Raw genomic sequence first — 17,282 nt, 5'->3', positions numbered from 1 at the left:
CCTGACGGTCAGCGAGCCAGCCGCCCCCCGCACGACCACCACCGGGTGCCGACCCCAGCACCGCAGCACCTCACGCTGGTCCGGCGTGACTCCGCGCCGTGGGCGGCGCACCATGGATACATGGAGATCACCAAGACCGAGGACCAGTGGCGGGCCGAGCTGAGCCCGGAGGAGTACCACGTCCTGCGCCAGGCCGGCACCGAGCGGCCCGGCACCGGGGCGCTGCTGAACGAGAACCGGGAGGGCATCTACCGCTGCCGGGCGTGCGGCAACGAGCTGTTCCGGTCCACTACCAAGTTCGACGCCCACTGCGGCTGGCCGAGTTTCTACGCGCCGGAGGACTCCGACGCCGTGGAGCTCCGGGAGGACCGCTCCCACGGGATGGTCCGCACCGAGGTCCGCTGCGCCCGCTGCGGCTCCCACCTGGGCCACGTCTTCGACGACGCCCCGCAGACCCCGACCGGCGACCGGTACTGCATGAACTCGGTGTCCCTGACCTTCGAGGAGCAGCCCCAGGCGTGAGGCTGCGGCTGCTCACCCTCAACCTCCAGCACGGCAAGCCCGCGGTCGGCTCCCCGCGCGCCGGCGAACCCGCCAGCGCCGGGGTCCTGCACGACCTGGCCGCCGAGATCGCCCCGCTGGACCCGGACGTGGTCCTGCTGCAGGAGGTCGACCGCCGCCAGCGGCGGTCCGGCGGCGTGGACCAGGCGGCCGTGCTCGCGGCCGACCTCGGCCTGCCCTTCTGGCGCTTCGCACCGGCGTTCGCCGGCTGGGTCGGCGGGCTGCGGGTGCCGCCTCGGCGCTGGCCCGGCGCCTGGCTGCGCCCGGCTCCCGCCCGACGGCGAGGGGCCGGGTGGCTCGCGGGCGGCGCGCCGGCCTACGGGGTGGCCCTGCTGAGCCGGGTGCCGGTCGCCTCCTGGCACCTGCTGCCCCTGGGCGGGGCGAGGCTGCAGGTGCGGCCCGGTGGCCGGCCGGGCCGGTGGATGGGGGGCTGGGCCGCGGCCTCCCACGAGGGCCGGGCCTGCCTGGCGGCCGTGCTGCAGACGGCCGCCGGCCCGGTCACCGTGGCCGTGACCCATTTCTCGGTGGACCCGGCCACCGCCCGGAGCCAGCTGCGCAGGTGCACCGACGCGGTCGCCACCCTGCCCGGCCCCGCGGTGCTCGGCGGCGACCTCAACCTCCAGCCGGCCGACGTCGCCGCCGCGACGGCGCTGACCCCGCTGGCGCAGGCGCTGACGTTCACCAACGCCCGGCCGCGCCGGCAGATCGACCACCTCCTCGGGAGCGGGGTCCGCGCGGCCGACGGCGGTCGCGCCCACCACTTCAGCGTCTCCGACCACGCGGGACTCGCCGCCGACATCGTCCTGCCCTGATCACCGGCTGCCCTGATCGCCGGAGCCGTCGGCTGACGCCCGGCGGCGCGCCGCCGAGGTGGCCGTCGGCGCGACACCCAGGTGGCCGTCCTGGCGGTGGGAGGATCAGGACCGACGGAGCAGGCGACCGGGGGAGGGGCGCGTGGGCGAGGTGCTCGCCGGGTTCGCCGACCCGGCCGCCGTCGTCGCCTTGAGCGTTGTCGAGCCGGCCGCCGCCTCCGCCGTCGTCCCCGCCGTCGCTGCCACCGTCGCCCCTGCAGCTGCTCCCGCCGCCGTCGTCCTCGCCCTCCTGCCAGTCCCCGCCCATGTCCTCGCGCTCGCGGCGGTGCTCGCGTGAGCGCCCCGCCCCCGGCGGGGCGAGGTCGCCGGCGGGACCGTGGCGGCGGCCTGCCCGCGCCCGCCCTGTTCGTCCTCTCCGGGGTGGTGCAGTACCTCGGCGCCGCCGTCGCCGTCGTGCTCTTCGCCGTCATGCCGGCGGCGACGGTCGCCTGGTGGCGGCTGGTCGTCTCCGGGGTGCTGCTGGTGGTGTGGCGCCGGCCCTGGCGGCGGCGCTGGACCTGGCGCGCGCTCGGCTCCTCGGCCCTCTTCGGCGTCATCCTCGGCGGGATGAACGTGCTGTTCTACGTCGCGCTCGACCACCTGCCCCTGGGCACGGCCGTGTCGCTGGAGTTCCTCGGGCCGGTCGCCGTCGCCGCGCTGGCCGGCCGAGGGCTGGCGGCCCGGCTCGCCGTCGTCCTGGCCCTGGCCGGGGTCGTGTCCATCGGCGGCCTGGGCCTGGACTGGTCCACTCCCGGCACCGGCACGGGGGTGGCGTTCGCGCTGGCGGCGGGGGTGGCGTGGGCCGCGTACATCCTCCTGGGCCGGCGCATCGCCGTCGGGCGCAGCGGGCTGGACTCGCTGGCGGTCGGGACGGCCGTCGGCGCCGTCGCCCTCTCCCCGGTGGCGGCGGGCACCGCGACGACGGCGCTGGCCTCCCCCGGGGTGGCGGCGGCCGTCATCGGGGTGGGCGTGCTGTCCTCCCTCGTGCCGTACGCGATCGAGCAGGTGGCGCTGACCCGGCTGCCCGCGGCCACCTTCGCGCTGCTCACCGCGCTGCTGCCGGCCACCTCGCTGCTGGTCGGGCTGGTGGTGCTGCAGCAGGTGCCCACCGCCGGGGAGGTGCTGGGGCTGGCACTGATCTCGGCCGCCGTCGCCCTGGCGTCCCGGGGGTAGGGCCGGCAACGGCGGCCGGCCCGGGGGCGCGGATGTGGAGGCGGGGCGGTGCGGATTGACGCCGACGGATCGACGTGGGCGGACCTGCCGTGGGTTACCGGGAAGCCCGCCCCTGCCGGTCGCTGTCGACAAGGGAGGCGGCCCAGTCCGGGACGTAGGTGGAGTTCTCGATCGGCGGGCGCTGGTAGCCGGTGCTCGGCGGGCGCTCGGGAAGCTTCCGGTCCTCGTGCGGCACCTCGGCGTACGGCAGCGACGCGAGCAGGTGGTGAATCATGTTCAGCCGCGCCTGCTTCTTCGAGTCCGAGGCCACCTGGTACCAGGGGGAGACCGCAGTGTCCGTGTGCGCCATCATCTCGTCCTTCGCCCGGGAAAAGTCCTCCCAGCGGGTTATCGACTCCAGGTCGATCGGGGAGAGCTTCCACTGGCGCAAAGGGTCGTCCAGCCGCTTGCGGAAGCGCTTCATCTGGACCTCGTCGGAGACGGAGAACCAGTACTTGCGCAGAAAGATGCCGTCCTCGACGAGCATCTGCTCGAAGACGGGGCACTGCCGCAGGAACCGCTCGTGCTCCTCCGGGGTGCAGAATCCCATCACCGTCTCCACCCCGGCGCGGTTGTACCAGGACCTGTCGAACAAGACCACCTGCCCGGCGGTCGGCAGGTGCTGGACGTAGCGCTGGAAGTACCACTGCCCCTTCTCCCGCTCCGTCGGCGCCGGCAGCGCGGCGACCTGCACGACCCTCGGGGAGAGATATTCGGTGATGCGCTTGATCGTCCCGCCCTTGCCGGCGGCGTCGCGTCCTTCGAAGACGACGACGACGCGTGCGCCGGTCGCCTTGACCCATGCCTGCAACTTGCCGAGTTCGACCTGCAGCCCGTAGAGCGCCTCGTTGTAGACCTGGTCCGGGATCTTGGTGGTGCGGAAGCCCACCGCCTCCGACGGTGCCGCGTCCGGGGGGTGCAGGTGCCGGTCGGGCCCGGCCGAGTTGGGGCCTGCCGGGTCCGGGGGCGGTGCGGTCGACGCTGCCGGGCCCGAAGGTGCGGCCTGCTGGGAGTCCCTGCCCGCCGTGCCCGTCCGCGCGGCACCACCCGTGGTGTTGGCCATGTCTCAGGATAGTGCTATGCCGCTGCGTTAGCGGAACGGGACGAAGATCGTCAGGCCTCGTGACGCGCTCGGCCCTCCGGCGGCAGGTGACGCGGATGTGACCAATACGTGACACGGTCCGAGGTGCGGGGGGCGGCCAGACCTGCCAGGATCGTCCCCGTTCGCAACATCCGCCACTTCGGTGGCAACGAGAGAGCGAGGATCAGCATGGGTGAGATCATCGGCATCATCATCTTCGGAGCAGTCATCGGCGCCCTGGCCCGGCTCTTCATGAAGGGCGAGCAGAACATCGGCATGATCTGGACGATCATCCTGGGCGCGCTCGGCGCCCTCGTCGGGTCGTGGCTGTCCGGCCTCATCGGTGTCGAGGACACCCCAGGAATCGACTGGATTCGGTGGGTCATCTCGATCGTGGTCGCCATCGTCTTCATCGGCATCTACCTCGGTGTCCGTGGCCGGGGACGTACTCGCGCCTGACGCTCGAACCCGCGAGACGGGGTCGGCCGCCTGCTGGCGGCCGGCCCCGTCCTCTGTGCGCAGACGTTGATGGCGCATCTGGCTCGCTGGATTGCACGTCACGTGGCGATTGGTCGCGCGAAGCAAGGGTGACGACCACGCCGCGCGACACCCGTCGCCCGTCAGGCCACCCTCGTGCCGTACCTCTGTCGGACCGCCTCTCCGGTGGTGCCGACGAGGGCGCCGATCGCGGACCAGGACAGGCCTGCCTCGCGTGCGGTGCGGATCGCCTCGATCATCCGGCGCTCTGCCGCGGACCTTTCCTGTACGGCCGCGCGCAGAGCTGCGGCGGCGTCGCGATTGACCTCGTCGTCGGGCACGGGCTCGTAGTCCTCGAACCGTTCGGCCAGCTGGTCGGCGTGCGCGAGGATCTCGTCAACTGATCGAGGCATCATCATCACCTGAGGAACTTCTCCCGGGCGAGCATGGCGTGAACGATCACCACCGCTGTCTCGCCCTCGACGTAACCGACTTCCAGGATGCGTCCCGGCGCCGAGGCGCCGACGACCATCGTGAAGCCCTCCCCGAGGTCCCAGACCCGGATAGGGTTTCGGTAGGCGTGCAGAATCTCCAGGTCCCCGACGCCGTGCTTGCGGGCCGACGGCGCGACGATCGGACGATCCGCCACCGAACAAAGTTAACTTGCGTCGCTTCCTGCGTCAACCACCGATCACCCCGCCGGCTCGGTGGTGCTGACCCCTGCCCTGCCCAGAAGCCGGCTCGCCGGCCAGGACGCCGGACCCCTCTTCGCTGATCGTCGGGCCAAGCCGCTCCTGCACGACGTTCGACTGCTGCTCGCCGCGCCCTCACCACCGCGGGCGGCGTCGGCGCCGTCGTGAGCCCCGTGGGACTCGAACCCACAACCCGCTGATTAAAAGTCAGCTGCTCTACCCATTGAGCTAGAGGCCCGGGGTCGGCGCGCTCGTCGGAGACGGTATTCCGCGGGGGAGGTGTGCCGGCACCAGGGACAGGCTACGTGCTCGCGCCGTGAGGTCGCCCGCGACGCTCGGGCCCGGCGCTCGGGCACGCAGTGCTCGGGCCCGCCCCGCCGGTCGGACCGCCTGGCCGGGCGCAGCGAACCACGGTGCGCGGCTGCCGAGGTGAGCCGTGCCCCCAGGGCTGCGTCGCCGTCGCCCGTACGGGAGAATCGCTCCGGTGGGCGCCGCGCCCACGACCGCCCAGCCCCGGCGCACGGGCGGTGCCGAGGCCCCGGAGGGGCGAGGGAGGCACACGATGAGCGACAGACCGCACCCGCGCCGGCCGGCGATGCTGGACCCGGTCCAGGCCGAGGCCATCGAGGGCGACGAGGACCCGGCGACCCGGTCCGAGGTCGCCCACACCACCGCGCAGGCGATCGTCACCGGCGGCCGCGAGGGCGCCCCGGACGACCCCGAGCTCGTCCAGCGCCTGGTCGCGCTGGTCGACACCGAGGGCCTGGACACCATCGCCGCGCTCTGGGCCCGCAGCCCGCACACCACCCTGCCCGGCACGCTCTGGCGCCTGTACCTCCTGCGCGAGTGGGTCCGCCGGGACCCCGAGGCGGTCGCCGACCGCTACCGCCTGGGCCTGGAGCGGGCCGAGGTGGCCGGCGCCATCGCCGGTGCCGTCGACCCGCCCGGGCCGCAGGAGATGACCGACGTGGTGGACGCGGTGCTCTCCGGCCTGTACGACGGCGACCTCGCCGTCGCCCTGGACCGCGCCGCCGCGTTCCTCCGGGTCCTCGCCACCGGCTCCGCCCTGCACGCAGACTGGATCGAGGAGGACGACGACGACCTCGCCTTCCGGGTCACCCGCCGCGCCGGGGCGCTGCTCGCCACCGCCGACGAGCTCACGGAGGCGGCGGCCCTGTACCGGTCCGGGCGGCTGGACTGAGCGGGAGGCAGGGCCGGCTGGCCCGCGCCACCCGCCGGCCGCCCCACCCGCCGGTCGCCGCTCGAAACCCTTCCCGTCCGCCGCCGCCCAGGTGATACTGCCGGTACCGGAAAAAACGGGAGGCAATGATGGCTGCACCGACGCAGACCACCGCGCAGGCACCGGAGACCCCGGGCGCCGCGCACGTGACCGAGCGCGAGGCCCGGCAGGTCGCCGAGCAGGCGCGGGAGACCGAGTGGACCAGGCCGAGCTTCGCCAAGGAGCTCTACCTCGGGCGCTTCCGGCCCGACCTGATCACCCCGCACCCACGCCCCGACCCCGACCAGGCCGCCCGGGGGGAGGCGTTCCTGGCCACCCTCACCGAGTTCCTGCGGGCCAACGTCGACGGCCGGGCGATCGAGCGGGAGGCCGTGATCCCCGACGAGGTGATCGCCGGGCTCGCCCGGATCGGGGCGTTCGGGATCAAGGTGCCCACCGAGTACGGCGGCGTCGGCCTGGGCCAGCTGCACTACAACCGGGCCCTGATGCTCATCGGCAGCGCGAGCCCGGCGCTGGGCGCGCTGATCTCCGCGCACCAGTCCATCGGGGTGCCCGAGCCGGTCAAGCAGTTCGGCAACGACGAGCAGAAACGGGCCTTCCTGCCCCGCTGCGCCGCCGGGGCGATCTCGGCGTTCCTGCTCACCGAGCCCGACGTCGGCTCCGACCCGGCCCGGCTGCACGCCACCGCCACCCCCACCGAGGACGGGGACTACCTCCTCGACGGCGTGAAGCTGTGGTCCACCAACGGCGTGGTCGCCGAGCTGCTGGTCGTCATGGCCCGGGTCCCGAAGTCCGCGGGGCACCGCGGCGGCATCACCGCCTTCGTCGTCGAGGCGGACAGCCCGGGGGTCACCGTGGAGCGGCGCAACGCCTTCATGGGCTTGCGCGGCCTGGAGAACGGGGTGACCCGCTTCCACCAGGTCCGGGTGCCCGCCGCCAACGTGCTCGGCCGGGAGGGCATGGGCCTGAAGATCGCGCTCACCACCCTCAACACCGGCCGGCTGTCCATCCCGGCGCTGTGCGTCGGGGCGAGCAAGTGGTCCCTGAAGATCGGCCGCGAGTGGGCCAGGACCCGGGTCCAGTGGGGCCGGCCGGTCGGTGAGCACGCCGCCGTCGCGCACAAGGTCGCGTTCATGGCGACCTCCACCTACGCCCAGGAGGCGGTGGTGGAGCTGGCCTCGCTGCTCGCCGACGCCGGCCAGACCGACATCCGGATCGAGGCGGCCCTGGCCAAGCTCTACGCCTCCGAGGTGGCCTGGCAGGTGGCCGACACCCTGGTCCAGGTCCGCGGCGGCCGGGGGTACGAGACCGCCGACTCCCTCGCCGCCCGCGGCGAGCGGGCGGTCCCGGTCGAGCAGGTCCTGCGCGACCTGCGGATCAACCGGATCTTCGAGGGCGCGACGGAGATCATGCACCTGCTCATCGCGCGGGAGGCGGTCGACCAGCACCTCGCCGTCGCCGGGGACATCATCGATCCCGACATCCCCCTGGCCGGCAAGGCCAAGGCGGCGGGCCGGGCCGGGCTGTTCTACGCCACCTGGTTCCCCCAGCTCCTCGCCGGCCCCGGGCTCAAGCCCGGCGCCTACGCCGAGTTCGCGGCGCTCGCCCCGCACCTGCGGTTCGTCGAGCGGTCCTCCCGCCGCCTGGCCCGGGCCACCTTCTACGGGATGGCCCGCTGGCAGGGCGGGCTGGAGCAGCGGCAGGGCTTCCTCGCCCGGGTGGTGGACATCGGCGCGCTCCTCTTCGCGATGTCCGCGGTGTGCGCGCGGGCCCAGATGCAGGCCGCCGACGGCGACCCGGCCGTGGCGCGGTCGGCGGAGAAGCTGGCCGCCGGGTACTGCCGGCGCGCCCGGCTGGAGGTCGACCGCCTGTTCGCCGCCCTGTGGACCAACACCGACGCCGAGGACGAGCGCCTCGCCCGGGAGGTACTGGCGGGGGAGTACACGTGGGCCGAGACCGGTGTCATCGACGCCTCCGAGGGCACCGGCCCGTGGATCGCCGACGCCACCCCCGGGCCGGCCCGCGCCCCGGACGTCTCCCGCCGGATGCTCCACCCGGAGCCCGGGCAGTAGCCGTCAGCCCCGGCTCGGGGGCCGGCCTGGGGGCCGGCCGGGGCGGGCCGGTCTGGGCGGGGCGGTCGGGGCGGGGCCGGCGCGGCAGCCGCCGCCGAGCGGGCAGGGGCGCCGGTCCGCCCGCCCACGGGCGACCGGCCGGCCCGACCGGTTGCGGCCGGTGACCGGCCACCGGTGGAATGAGCACAGACAGCGATGGAGGGGCCGTCGCGGGGAGGCGCCGCGTGATCACCGAGACCAGCGAGGTCGGCCCCTGGGCCGGCGAGGTCCTGGCCCTGGCCGCCGCGGCCGAGCAGGCCGACGGCGTGGCGGCCCTGTCCGAGCAGACCCTCCTCGACCTGCGCCACCCCGGTCGGCCGGTCCGGCACCTGCTCGCCCGGGTCGCCCACGACCCGCACCCCGACCCGGCGCGGGCCCATGCCGGTGTCGACGGCGCGGCCCGGGACGAGGAGGAGGGGGCGGTCGTCGGGTACGCGCAGGTCCAGCCGCCCGCCGAGGGCGGCGCCGCCAGCGCCGAGCTGGTCGTGCACCCGGCGGGCCGGCGCCGCGGGGTCGGCCGGGCGCTGCTCGAGGCGGTCCGGCTGCGCGGCGACGTGGCGGTCTGGGCCCACGGGAACCTGCCGGCGGCGCGCGCGCTGGCCGTGGCCGCGGGTCTGACCCAGGTGCGCGAGCTGCTCCAGATGGCCCGGGACCTGCCCCCGGCGGGGGCCGGCGGTGACGGTGCCGACGCGGCGGCGACCAACGACGCCGGTGACGCGGCGGGCACCGTTGGCACCGCGGCGGCCGGGGCCGACACTGCCGCCGGTGCGGCCGGTTCGGCCGGCGTTCCCGCGCCGGACGCGCTGGCCGCGCTCGGCGCCCGGCCGGGCTACGCCGTCGCACCCTTCGTACCGGGCCGGGACGAGGAGGCCTGGGTACGGCTCAACGCGCGCGCCTTCGCCGACCACCCCGAGCAGGGCCGGATGACCGTGGCCGACCTGCGCGCCCGGCAGGCGGAGGACTGGTTCGACCCGTCGCTGCTGTGGCTCGTCCGGCCGGCCGGCACGCCGGACACCGGACCGGTGGCGAGCATGTGGGTGAAGGCCGAGCCCGGGGCGGACGAGGGCGAGATCTACGCCCTCGGCGTGGACCCGAGCGCCCAGGGCCAGGGCCTGGGCGGGGCGCTGACCCGCCTCGCCCTCGCCGAGATGGCCCGCCGCGGCCTCGGCCGCGCCACCCTCTACGTCGAGGGGGACAACGCCGCGGCGCGGCGCACGTACGAGCGCGAGGGCTTCCGCCCGCTGCGCTCCGACGTGCAGTACCGCTGAGGCCGGCCGATGGGTGGCGCGCCAGCGCACGGGCCGCCGGGCGGTGCGACGATAGCGAGCGTCGGAGGTTCGGGGTCGGCGCGGACGACGGCGGCCACGGACCTGGGACGGCGGCGCACCAGCGTCCGCGGTCTCGTGCCGGCGACGGCGGCCGTCCCGGGTGCGGGTTCGGGCAGGAGAGGGTGAGGAACGTGAGCGGCACGGAACCGGCAGTCCAGCGCAGCACCACCGACGGGCGCGGGTCGGGCGCCGCCGTCGACGAGCGCACCGCCGGTGCGGGTCCCGCCGTGGACGGGGGCACCGACGGTGCGGGCCCCGCCGCGGACGCCGGTGCCGACGGGCGCGTGCCCGACGGCGGCCCGGGCGCCGGCACGGCCGCGGAGACAGAAACCGGCACGGGCACCGGCCCGGCCGCCGTCGACGGCGGCATCTCCGGCGGCGGCACGCAGACGGATCCGGGCACGGCCGCGGGGACAGATGCGGGCACGGGCACCGACGCGGCCGCCGTTGACGGCCGCGTCGCGCCGGACCGCGTCGCGCCGGACGGCCCCGGCACCGCCCGCGAGCACCCGCTGACCGAGGACGCCGAGGACCGGCTGGCCGCCCGCGCCCGCCAGCGCGCCCGGGCCCAGGCCGGGGTCTCCGCGTCGGCGGCCTCGCTGAGCGACCAGGCGGCGGCCGCCGTCGCCGAGGCCCGGAGCGAGCACCTGCCCCCGGAGTCGGCCGACCTGCCGCCCGGCCGGTTCGCCGACCGCGAGCTGAGCTGGCTGGCCTTCAACGAGCGGGTGCTGGAGCAGGCTGAGGACACCGACCTGCCGATCCTGGAGCGGGCCTGGTTCCTGGCGATCTTCGCCTCCAACCTGGACGAGTTCTACATGGTGCGCGTCGCCGGGCTAAAGCGGCGGATGGCGACCGGGATGGCCGTCACGGCCGCCTCCGGGCTCTCCCCGCGGCAGGTGCTCGACGCCCTCAGCCACAAGGCCAAGGAGCTCGCCGAGCGGCACGCGCGGGTCTTCGCCACCGACGTCCAGCCCAAGCTCGCCGACGAGGGCATCGGCATCCTCCACTGGGAGGACCTCAGCGACGCCGAGCGGGAGCGGCTGCACAAGTTCTTCCGCAAGCAGATCTTCCCCGTGCTGACCCCGCTCGCCGTCGACCCGGCGCACCCCTTCCCCTACATCTCCGGCCTGTCCCTCAACCTTGCCGTCGTGGTCCGCAACCCGGCCACCGGCAAGGAGCACTTCGCCCGGGTCAAGGTGCCCCCGCTGCTGCCCCGGTTCATCGCCGTCGACTCCGAGGGCCGCCCCTACCGGCCCGAGGACGTCCCGGCCGACTCCGGCGGGCGGACCTCCTACGTGCCGCTGGAGGAGGTCATCGCCCAGCACCTCGACGCCCTCTTCCCCGGCATGGACATTGCCGAGCACCACACCTTCCGGGTCACCCGCAACGAGGACGTGGAGGTGGAGGAGGACGACGCCGAGAACCTGCTCAAGGCGCTGGAGAAGGAGCTCGTCCGGCGCCGGTTCGGGCCCGCGGTGCGCCTGGAGGTCGCCGAGGGCATCAGCCCGCACGTGCTCGAGCTCATCATGCGCGAGCTCGGCGTGGCCGAGCCGGACGTCTTCCGGCTGCCCGCGCCGCTGGACCTGACCGGGCTCAACGTCATCCACGACCTGGACCGGCCGGCGTTGAAGTACCCCAAGTTCGTCCCCGTCACCGCCGAGGGGCTGGCCGAGGTCGAGTCCGCCAGCCCCACCGACATCTTCGCCGCGATCCGCCAGGGCGAGGTCCTGCTGCACCACCCCTACGACTCCTTCTCCACCTCGGTCCAGCAGTTCCTCGCCCAGGCGGCCGCCGACCCGCACGTGCTGGCCATCAAGCAGACCCTGTACCGAACCTCCGGCGACTCGCCCATCGTCGACGCCCTCATCGACGCCGCCGAGGCCGGCAAGCAGGTGCTGTGCATCGTGGAGATCAAGGCCCGGTTCGACGAGCAGGCCAACATCGGCTGGGCCCGCCAGCTCGAGCAGGCCGGCGTGCACGTCGTCTACGGCATGGTCGGGCTGAAGACCCACGCCAAGCTCTCCCTGGTGGTCCGCCAGGAGCCGGACGGGCTGCGCCGCTACTGCCACGTCGGCACCGGCAACTACCACCCCAAGACGGCCCGGGGGTACGAGGACCTCGGGCTGCTCACCTGCGACCGCGACGTCGGCCAGGACCTCACCCGCCTGTTCAACCAGCTCTCCGGGTACGCCCCCCGCGCGCGGTTCCACCGGCTGCTGGTCGCCCCGCGCTCCATCCGCCCCGGCCTGGTCGAGCGAATCGAGCACGAGATCGAGAACCACCGCGCCGGCAAGGAGGCGTGGGTAAAGATCAAGGCCAACGCCATCGTCGACGAGGCGATCATCGACGCGCTGTACCGCGCCAGCCGGGCCGGGGTGCCGGTCGACGTCGTCGTCCGCGGCATCTGCGCCATCCGGGCCGGGGTGCCCGGGCTGAGCGAGAACATCCGGGTCCGGTCCATCCTGGGCCGCTTCCTCGAGCACGCGCGGGTCTTCGCGTTCGCCGGCGGGGGCCAGCCGGAGGTCTGGATCGGCTCGGCGGACCTGATGCACCGCAACCTGGACCGGCGGGTGGAGGCCCTGATCCGGATCGTCGACCCCACCCACATCGACTTCCTGGTCACCCTCCTGGACGTCTCCATGGCCGACACCACCTCCTCCTGGCACCTGACGGCGGACGGGTGGCACCGGCACCACCGGGACGAGCAGGGCCGGCGCCTCGCCGACCTGCAGGAGATGCTCATGGCCCGGGCCCGGCGCCGCGTGGCGGCCTCCCGGTGAGCGCCCCCACCACCGCCCGCACCACGGTGGAGGCGGCCGGCGCGCTGGTGTGGCGGATGGTCGGCCGCCGCCTGGAGGTCCTGCTCGTCCACCGGCCCCGGTACGACGACTGGGGCTGGCCCAAGGGCAAGCTCGACCCGGGCGAGGGGCTGACCGCCTGCGCCGTGCGCGAGGTCGCCGAGGAGACCGGGCTGCAGGTGGCCCTCGGCCAGCCCCTGCCCACCGTGCGGTACCACCTCGGCGACGGGCGGCGGAAGCACTCCCACTACTGGGCGGCGCAGGTGCTCGACGGGGCCGACCGGTCGCTCGCCGCCCGGCCCGCCGTCGTCCCGGCCGAGGACCGCGAGATCGACGACGTCCGCTGGGTCGAGGCCGGCAAGGCCGCGAAGCTGCTCACCTACCACCGGGACCGCGTCCCCCTCGGGGCGCTGCTCGACCAGTGGCACGACGAGCGGCTGCGGACCTGGACGATGGTCGTGGTCCGGCACGCCCGGGCCCGCAAGCGCAGCGCCTGGCCCGGGGACGAGGCCACCCGCCCGCTCACCGCCGCCGGGCAGGCCCAGGCGGCGGCGCTGGTGCCGCTGCTCAGCGCCTACGGCGTCGAGGCCGTCATCACCTCCCCGTGGGAGCGGTGCGCCGCCACGGTGCGGCCCTACCTGGAGGCCACCGGCCTCGAGCCGCAGCTGCGCGAGGAGCTCACCGAGGCGGCCCACAAGCGCCGGGCCAAGCCGGTCCGCGAGCTCGTCCGGCAGGAGCTGACCACCCGGGACCGCCCGGTGGCCCTGTGCATGCACCGTCCCGTGCTGCCCACGGTGGTGGCGGAGATCGCCGGGCGCACCCCGCACCGGATCATGCAGCAGGTCCCCGACTCCGACCCGTGGCTGAAGACCGGCGAGGCGCTCGTGGTGCACGTGGCCCAGCGGCCGCGGCGGCGGGCGGCGGTCGTCGCGCTGGAGAAGCACCGCCCGCCGAGCTGACCCGCTCCGCTGACCCGCTCCGCTGACCCGCTCCCCACCGTTCACCGGGCGTTCATCCCCTGCCCGCCTCCCGGTCACGGGCGCTGCCTACGGTCGCGACGTCGGGCCCCACCGGGCCGACCACCGACCAGAGGATGGAACCAACGTGAAGCGTGCAGGCAGCCGCCCCGTGGCGGCAGTGACGACCGTCGGCGCCCTGGCCCTCGCCCTAGCCGCCTGCGGGACGAGCAGCGCCGACAGCACCGGCACCGAGACCGAGACTGGCGAGGGCACCGAGCTCACCGGCACCCTGCCCGGCGCCGGCGCCTCCTCCCAGGAGAAGGCGATGAACGGCTGGATGGCCGGCTTCCAGGAGGCCAACCCCGGCGTCGACATCTCCTACGACCCCACCGGCTCGGGCACCGGCCGGCAGATGTTCCTCGACGGGGCCGTCCTCTTCGCCGGCTCCGACTCCGCGATGGACGCAGAGGAGCTGACCGCCGGCGGCGAGCGGTGCTTCGGCGGGGAGGTCGTCGAGCTCCCGCTGTACATCTCCCCGATCGCGGTGGCCTACAACCTGCCGGGCCTGGGCGCCGAGCACCTCAACCTCGCCCCCGAGACGCTCGCGGCGATCTTCGCCGGGGAGATCACCCGGTGGAACGACCCGGCCATCGCCGAGGCCAACCCGGACGTGACCCTGCCGGACCAGGCCATCGTGCCGGTGAACCGGTCCGACGACTCCGGCACCACCAAGAGCTTCACCGAGTACCTCGCCGCCGCCGGGGGCGAGGCGTGGCCGCACGAGCCGGCCGAGACCTGGCCGATCAGCGGCACCCAGTCCGGGGCGCAGACCGCCGGCATGGTCGCCACGATCACCGGCGCGGAGGGCACCATCGGGTACCTGGACGCCTCCCAGGTGACCGAGGAGCTGGGCACCGTCGCGGTCGGGGTGGGCGAGGAGTTCGTGCCGTTCTCGGCGGAGGCGGCGGCCGCCGTCGTCGACGCCTCCCCGCGGTCCGAGGACGCCACCGACCTGCGGCTGACCGTGGACCTGGCGCGGGACACCGACGCCGCGGGCGCCTACCCGCTGGTGCTCATCTCCTACTCCATCGCCTGCTCCACCTACGACAGCGAGCAGGACGCCGCGAACGTCCGGGCGCTGCTCGAGTACATCGCCTCTGAGGAGGGGCAGGAGCGGGCCGCCGACCCCGGCGTCGCCGGGTCCGCGCCCATCTCGGAGGAGCTCCGGGACGAGGTGCTGGCCGCGATCGACCAGATCTCGGCCACCTGACGGGCACCTCGGCAACCTGACCGGCCCGGTCGGGTGGTGCGGACCGGGGCGGGGGGACGGTCCGGACCGGGTTGGGGGCGGTGCGCGCCGTCGCCGCGGCCCGGGCTGGGCGGCGCTTGGATCCGGTGGGCCACACTTCCTCCGTCTGTCGGTGCGGTGGTCGGTGCCGGTCGCTCCCGGCGCGGCACCCGGCGGGCCGTCCGGGCGCGCGGGCGTCCCGAGCCGTTGCGAGCGTAGTCAGGATCGGTGACCGGGGGGCAGGCGGACGGTGAACGGAGGGTGGGGCCGGGCCGGCCGAGGTGCGCCCGGACGCCGCCGGTGACGCGCCGCCGTCGGCCCGGCGCCCCGCGTCCCGCCGCCGGACGGTGACGCGCCGAACAGCCGTGTTCACCCTCCGTTCACCGTCCGCCTGCCCCCCGGTCACCGATCCTGACTACGCTCGCAACGGCTCGGGACGCCCGCGCGCCCGGACGGCCCGCCGGGTGCCGCGCCGGGAGCGACCGGCACCGACCACCGCACCGACAGACGGAGGAAGTGTGGCCCACCGGATCCAAGCGCCGCCCAGCCCGGGCCGCGGCGACGGCGCGCCGCCCGCCCCGCCGGCGCCCCGGCCGGACCGCGCGGCGGCCGCCGCGGCCGCGCGCGCGGCTGAGCGCCTCGCCCGGCCGGCTCGGGAACCAGGTCTTCGCCGGCATCTCCACCGGGGCCGGGATCGTCATCCTGCTCGTCCTGGCCGCCGTCGCCGGGTTCCTCCTCCTGCGGTCCTGGCCGGCGCTGACCGCCCCGGCCGACGCGCTGGCCGAGGTCGGCTTCCTGAACGGGCGCAGCCTGGGCAGCTACGTCGCCCCGCTCGTCTTCGGCACCCTGGTCTCCTCGTTCCTGGCGCTGGTCATGGCCGTGCCGATGTCGATCGCGATCGCCCTGTTCATCTCCCACTACGCGCCGCGCCGGCTCGCGCAGGGCCTGGGCTACCTCGTCGACCTCCTCGCCGCCATCCCCTCGGTGGTGTACGGCATGTGGGGGATGGCCTGGCTGGTGCCCCTCCTCGGCCCGCTGTTCGCCTGGCTCTCCGAGAACCTCGGGTTCGTGCCCGTCTTCGCCGGCTTCCAGGCACCGGCCAAGAACCTCATGTCCGCCGCGGTGGTGCTGGCCGTGATGGTCCTGCCGATCGTCACCGCCACCGTGCGGGAGGTCTTCCTGCAGACCCCTCGGCTGCACGAGGAGGCGGCCCTGGCCCTCGGCGCCACCCGCTGGGAGATGATCCGGATGGCGGTGCTGCCCTTCGGCCGCTCCGGCATGGTCAGCGCCGCCATGCTGGGCCTCGGCCGGGCGCTCGGCGAGACGATGGCGGTGCTGATGATCCTGTCGCCCGGGTTCCTCATCAACTTCTACGTCCTCAAGCCCGGGCAGCACCAGTCGATCGCCGCCAACATCGCCAACCAGTTCCCCGAGGCGTCCGGGCTGGGCGCCGACGTGCTCATCGCCACCGGCCTGGCCCTGTTCGCGATCACCTTCGCCGTCAACCTGGTGGCCCGGTGGGTCGTCGCCCGGCGGGCCGAGTTCTCGGGGGCGAACTGATGCCCGCCGCCCCCCGCCCCGCCGCCCCCGGGCCCGCCGCCCCCGGTCCCACCGACCGCCGCCCCGCCGCCCCGGCCCGCCGGGCCGGCACGCTGCCCGGCTGGACGCCGTGGGCGGTGCTGGCCGGCTCCCTGGCCGTGGCGTTCCTCGCCCTGCTCGTCCTGTCCGCCCCGACCGTCGGCGGGGTCGCCGCCGTCGGCGGGCTGCTCTTCGTCCTCGCCAGCTGGGTGCTGTCCCGGGTGGTCGAGGGGGAGCGGATGGCCAAGGACCGCCTCGCCACCGCCCTGGTCACCAGCGCCTTCGTCCTCGCCATGGTGCCGCTGGTGTCGCTGGTCTGGACCGTGCTGGCGCGCGGGCTCGACATGCTCAGCTGGGAGTTCCTCACCACCGACATGGCCGGGGTCTTCGGCGACATGACCTCCGGCGGGGCCTGGCACGCCGTCGTCGGGACGGTGTGGGTGACCGCGCTGGCCTCCGTCATCTCCATCCCGCTGGGCATCTTCACCGCCATCTACCTGGTGGAGTACGGCCGCGGCCGGCTCGCCCGGGCCATCACCGTCCTCGTCGACGTGATGACCGGCATCCCGTCCATCGTCGCCGGCCTGTTCGCCTTCGCGCTGTTCACCATCGTCATCGGCCCCGCCTACCGGTCCGCGCTGATGGGCGCGGTCGCCCTCGCCGTGCTGATGACCCCGGTCGTCGTGCGCTCGGTGGAGGAGATGCTGCGGCTGGTGCCCAACGAGCTGCGCGAGGCCTCCTACGCGCTCGGGGTGCCCAAGTGGCTCACCATCGTCAAGGTGGTGCTGCGCACCGCCGTCGCCGGCATCACCACCGGGGTGATGATCGCCGTCGCCCGGGTGATCGGCGAGACCGCGCCGCTGCTGATGACCGTCGGCATCATCAACACCCTGAACAACGACCCGCTCGAGGGCCGGATGGCCACCCTGCCGGTCTACGCGTTCCGGCAGTACTCCCAGGGCGGGACCGGCGCCGACCGGGCCTGGGCCGCGGCCCTGACGCTGGTGGTCATCGTCATGCTCCTGAACCTGCTCGCCCGGCTCGTCAGCCGCTACTTCGCACCCCGGCAGGCGGCGTGACGACGCCGGCCCGCCCCGCCGCGAGCC

The 17,282-nt window shown here is 74.9% G+C and carries 16 protein-coding genes and 1 tRNA gene; 13 read left to right on the top strand and 4 right to left on the bottom strand.

The window, feature by feature from the left end:
• Positions 1-120 precede the first annotated feature (120 nt).
• The 4 genes from msrB to MF406_RS16880 all read left to right on the top strand — a co-directional run bounded on the left by msrB (position 121) and on the right by MF406_RS16880 (position 2,585).
• Positions 121-522 carry a peptide-methionine (R)-S-oxide reductase MsrB gene (gene msrB, locus MF406_RS16895; protein WP_242895770.1) on the top strand — a complete coding sequence of 134 codons (402 nt, stop codon included), beginning with the start codon at positions 121-123 and terminating at the stop codon, positions 520-522.
• Complete coding sequence (locus MF406_RS16890) at positions 519-1,373, top strand: endonuclease/exonuclease/phosphatase family protein (protein ID WP_242895769.1); 855 nt, start codon at positions 519-521, stop codon at positions 1,371-1,373. The genes msrB and MF406_RS16890 overlap by 4 nt, the downstream gene beginning before the upstream one ends.
• Before the next feature lie 142 nt (positions 1,374-1,515).
• Entirely contained in the window at positions 1,516-1,710 is a 195-nt protein-coding gene (locus MF406_RS16885; protein WP_242895768.1) for a hypothetical protein, read from the top strand.
• Positions 1,707-2,585: a DMT family transporter gene (locus MF406_RS16880; protein WP_242895767.1), complete on the top strand. Its 879-nt coding sequence runs from the start codon at positions 1,707-1,709 to the stop codon at positions 2,583-2,585. The genes MF406_RS16885 and MF406_RS16880 overlap by 4 nt, the downstream gene beginning before the upstream one ends.
• Positions 2,586-2,679: 94 nt before the next feature.
• On the opposite strand, the gene ppk2 is transcribed toward MF406_RS16880, so the two are convergent.
• Positions 2,680-3,687, bottom strand: a complete 1,008-nt coding sequence (gene ppk2 / locus MF406_RS16875) for a polyphosphate kinase 2 (RefSeq protein ID WP_242895766.1) — start codon at positions 3,685-3,687, stop codon at positions 2,680-2,682.
• Positions 3,688-3,894: 207 nt separating this feature from the next.
• Here ppk2 and MF406_RS16870 point away from each other — a divergent pair, with 207 nt between their 5' ends.
• On the top strand, positions 3,895-4,164 hold the full coding sequence (locus MF406_RS16870) for a GlsB/YeaQ/YmgE family stress response membrane protein (RefSeq protein ID WP_242895765.1): 270 nt from the start codon (positions 3,895-3,897) through the stop codon (positions 4,162-4,164).
• A gap of 161 nt (positions 4,165-4,325) precedes the next feature.
• Here MF406_RS16870 and MF406_RS16865 read toward each other — a convergent pair whose 3' ends face one another.
• The 3 genes from MF406_RS16865 to MF406_RS16855 all read right to left on the bottom strand — a co-directional run bounded on the left by MF406_RS16865 (position 4,326) and on the right by MF406_RS16855 (position 5,112).
• Complete coding sequence (locus MF406_RS16865; protein ID WP_242895764.1) at positions 4,326-4,595, bottom strand: hypothetical protein; 270 nt, start codon at positions 4,593-4,595, stop codon at positions 4,326-4,328.
• A 5-nt stretch (positions 4,596-4,600) separates the two neighbouring features.
• On the bottom strand, positions 4,601-4,831 hold the full coding sequence (locus tag MF406_RS16860; RefSeq protein WP_242895763.1) for a hypothetical protein: 231 nt from the start codon (positions 4,829-4,831) through the stop codon (positions 4,601-4,603).
• Between the two features lie 208 nt (positions 4,832-5,039).
• Positions 5,040-5,112 (bottom strand) — tRNA-Lys (locus tag MF406_RS16855).
• A gap of 324 nt (positions 5,113-5,436) precedes the next feature.
• On the opposite strand from MF406_RS16855, the gene MF406_RS16850 reads away from it, so the two are divergent.
• From MF406_RS16850 to pstA, 8 genes are all read left to right on the top strand, one after another.
• Positions 5,437-6,075, top strand: coding sequence for a hypothetical protein (locus MF406_RS16850; protein WP_242895762.1), 639 nt, complete (start codon positions 5,437-5,439; stop codon positions 6,073-6,075).
• 125 nt (positions 6,076-6,200) lie between these two features.
• A complete protein-coding gene (locus tag MF406_RS16845) occupies positions 6,201-8,186 on the top strand; it encodes an acyl-CoA dehydrogenase family protein (protein ID WP_371744538.1) in 1,986 nt (661 codons plus the stop codon).
• A gap of 224 nt (positions 8,187-8,410) precedes the next feature.
• The gene (locus tag MF406_RS16840; RefSeq protein WP_242895760.1) at positions 8,411-9,493 is read left to right on the top strand and encodes a GNAT family N-acetyltransferase; all 1,083 of its coding nucleotides are present in this window, start codon (positions 8,411-8,413) and stop codon (positions 9,491-9,493) included.
• 596 nt (positions 9,494-10,089) lie between these two features.
• Positions 10,090-12,333 carry an RNA degradosome polyphosphate kinase gene (locus MF406_RS16835; protein WP_371744677.1) on the top strand — a complete coding sequence of 748 codons (2,244 nt, stop codon included), beginning with the start codon at positions 10,090-10,092 and terminating at the stop codon, positions 12,331-12,333.
• On the top strand, positions 12,330-13,310 hold the full coding sequence (locus MF406_RS16830) for an NUDIX hydrolase (RefSeq protein ID WP_242895759.1): 981 nt from the start codon (positions 12,330-12,332) through the stop codon (positions 13,308-13,310). The genes MF406_RS16835 and MF406_RS16830 overlap by 4 nt, the downstream gene beginning before the upstream one ends.
• Positions 13,311-13,479: 169 nt before the next feature.
• A complete protein-coding gene (gene pstS, locus MF406_RS16825; protein WP_242895758.1) occupies positions 13,480-14,580 on the top strand; it encodes a phosphate ABC transporter substrate-binding protein PstS in 1,101 nt (366 codons plus the stop codon).
• 534 nt (positions 14,581-15,114) lie between these two features.
• Complete coding sequence (gene pstC / locus MF406_RS16820) at positions 15,115-16,158, top strand: phosphate ABC transporter permease subunit PstC (protein ID WP_371744537.1); 1,044 nt, start codon at positions 15,115-15,117, stop codon at positions 16,156-16,158.
• Positions 16,158-17,255 carry a phosphate ABC transporter permease PstA gene (gene pstA / locus MF406_RS16815; RefSeq protein ID WP_242895757.1) on the top strand — a complete coding sequence of 366 codons (1,098 nt, stop codon included), beginning with the start codon at positions 16,158-16,160 and terminating at the stop codon, positions 17,253-17,255. The genes pstC and pstA overlap by 1 nt, the downstream gene beginning before the upstream one ends.
• Positions 17,256-17,282 lie beyond the last annotated feature (27 nt).

Source organism: Georgenia sp. TF02-10 (genome assembly GCF_022759505.1).
In the GTDB taxonomy this organism is placed as follows: Bacteria; Actinomycetota; Actinomycetes; order Actinomycetales; family Actinomycetaceae; genus TF02-10.
Note: the sequence above shows the minus strand (reverse complement) of the source record. Positions and strands in the feature narration are given on the sequence as shown.